The sequence below is a fragment of the Paraburkholderia mimosarum LMG 23256 = NBRC 106338 genome (genome assembly GCF_000739815.1).
Lineage (GTDB): Bacteria > Pseudomonadota > Gammaproteobacteria > Burkholderiales > Burkholderiaceae > Paraburkholderia > Paraburkholderia mimosarum.
This window is the reverse complement of record NZ_BBJJ01000252.1, coordinates 1-2,033: the sequence shown is the minus strand read 5'-3', so window position 1 is coordinate 2,033 and position 2,033 is coordinate 1. Positions and strand designations below refer to the sequence as shown.

5 protein-coding genes are annotated in these 2,033 nt (G+C 62.6%); all 5 read left to right on the top strand.

All coding sequences use genetic code 11. The features are described 5' to 3' along the window. Positions 1-388: 388 nt before the first annotated feature. From BMI01S_RS37140 to BMI01S_RS37120, 5 genes are read left to right on the top strand one after another with little or no spacing between them, the layout of a single operon-like run. Positions 389-691 (top strand): DUF7673 family protein, encoded by a 303-nt coding sequence (locus BMI01S_RS37140; RefSeq protein ID WP_028233080.1) that lies wholly within the window; start codon positions 389-391, stop codon positions 689-691. A gap of 2 nt (positions 692-693) precedes the next feature. Beyond that, complete coding sequence (locus BMI01S_RS37135) at positions 694-1,209, top strand: hypothetical protein (RefSeq protein ID WP_042293286.1); 516 nt, start codon at positions 694-696, stop codon at positions 1,207-1,209. Continuing rightward, positions 1,206-1,502: a type II toxin-antitoxin system RelE/ParE family toxin gene (locus tag BMI01S_RS37130; protein WP_028233081.1), complete on the top strand. Its 297-nt coding sequence runs from the start codon at positions 1,206-1,208 to the stop codon at positions 1,500-1,502. Before BMI01S_RS37135 ends, BMI01S_RS37130 begins: the two co-directional genes overlap by 4 nt. 41 nt (positions 1,503-1,543) lie before the next feature. Continuing rightward, entirely contained in the window at positions 1,544-1,813 is a 270-nt protein-coding gene (locus BMI01S_RS37125; protein ID WP_036047322.1) for a hypothetical protein, read from the top strand. Next, complete coding sequence (locus BMI01S_RS37120; protein WP_051381630.1) at positions 1,788-2,021, top strand: hypothetical protein; 234 nt, start codon at positions 1,788-1,790, stop codon at positions 2,019-2,021. The genes BMI01S_RS37125 and BMI01S_RS37120 overlap by 26 nt, the downstream gene beginning before the upstream one ends. The last annotated feature ends 12 nt before the right edge of the window (positions 2,022-2,033 follow it).

The window sequence follows — 2,033 nt, the reverse complement described above, 5'->3', positions numbered from 1 at the left end:
CCGTCGGGACAATACAGGCTGAGTTGCCTGCGCCGCTTCAGGCTTTCGTTGTACTCGTGCGTGTGTGTTACCGCATAGCCCGGCTTCGCTCGTTTGCGCGGTTCGCCCGTCTTCAGTCTTGCCTTGTAAGGCATGAAAGCTCGCTCGTCGGATAGATCACCGGACTCTTTCTACCCGACCCACGGCCGCCGCGCAAGCGGCCCTCTTGAACAAAGCCATTCTCATATTGCTTCTACAAGGGACAGACCGGCAAACGGTGTTATGTCCAGTTCTAGCATCAAAATCCTGTACGCTGATTTTGTTTTTCCTGAATCCTGATAGACTTCATCCTGTACCCCGCCCCGTCAATAAGGGCGGGAAAAGTCAACCGATCCCATAGCGAGGCACCATGCGCCCCGAGCAAATGACGCAGAACGAAAAGCAGGCCCTCGAAAACCTGCTGAAGATCGCCCAGGGCGACACCGGCCAGAGCCGCCGCGTTGCCGATTTCCTGCTGGCCTGGTGGAATGCCGGCGCGTGCGGCAGCTATGACCTCACGACCGGCTGGGCCGTTGACGAAGCGATTGCCGAAGATATGTGTGTCGTGTTCCGCCTTGCCACGCGCGCGAACAGTTACCCCGACACACTGGGCTATGGTCCGCAGTTTGAGGCCGTTGTGCGCGAATGGCGGCCGGAGCTCGTGAAGGAATGAACATGGCAGCCGAAACCATCGACCAGAAGACGCTTTCCGGCCTCATCGAGGCGGGCGTTGTGCGCTCCGCGCATGTTGTCGGCCAGCGTGGCGGATGGGGTGTGCTGTTCAAGTACGGCATGACCGAGCGCCCGCTTGCCACGCAGCGCGGCAGCGTGCGCACGTGGGCCAAGTTCGAAACGCTCGCGACCTACCTGCGCGAGCTCGGCATCGTGCGCTTTGACGTGGACGCGGCGCAGTACGACCCGGCCGCCCCGCGCTCGACCGCCGAACAGTCCAAGGCCGAGCGGGCGCGCGAACAGATGAAGGCCGCACACGCGGACGCCGCCTATAACCGGTGGTACCGTGAGACCGTCCGCGCCTCGATTGCTGAGGCCGACGAACCGGGCAGCACGAAGGTGCCGCATGACGCCGTGGCAGCGCTGCTGCGCGCCGGCGACACCGCAGGCCTGCGTGCGCTGGCCGCAGGCAAGGCGGCCACGCCAACCACGAAGCCGAAGCGGACGGCCCGTAAATGACGGTGGCTGTCGAATGGACCGCGACAGCGCTGCTCAACCTTGCTGATATTCTCGATTACGTGCGCGAGCAAAGCCCGCAGGGGGCCGATGGGCTTGCGGCGGATATCCAGGCCACGACCGGCCGCATTGCCGCCGATCCGAAGCTGTACCGCGTTGGCCGGGTGCGCGGTACGCGCGAGGCGGTGGTGACGGAAAACTACCTGATGGTGTACCGCGTCGTTGGTGACGTGGCGCAGATTCTCAACGTGCTGCACACGCGGCAGCAGTGGCCGAGACGAATATGTTATCAATAGTATCTTGTGCGTTTGAAAGGTGAGCTGATACGGGGGCAGAAATGGTGCAGTTGACGGTAAAGGGAGCGGTCGGCGAGCTGGACCTGCTCACGCAGCGCGAAGCGCAAACCGGCCGCCTGTGCCGAACACTGCGTCTGAAGGCGAGTGACGATGGGAAAAGTGTCGTGCTCATCGAGATCGATGAACGCAAGACCGGCGTCCAGCGCGAGTACCGGTTTGAAGTCACCACCGGCGACCTAATCGCGTTGATTCGCGCTCACGGCGCGGAGCTGCCAGGAGAAAATCATGTCCGTACTGCCGACGCTTCCTGATCGCGCGCAGCGACTCACGGCCGCGCAGTTTCATCGCCTCGCCGAGGTGCCGCCCGAAGCCGAGTGGTTTGCCAATTTGGACAACCCGCGCACGCGTCGCGCCTATCAGGCTGATCTGCGCGACTTCATGGATTTCACCACCATTTCGCGGCCGGAAGACTTTTTCTTTCTACCCGACCCACGGCCGCCGCGCAAGCGGCCCTCTTGAACAAAGCCTCTC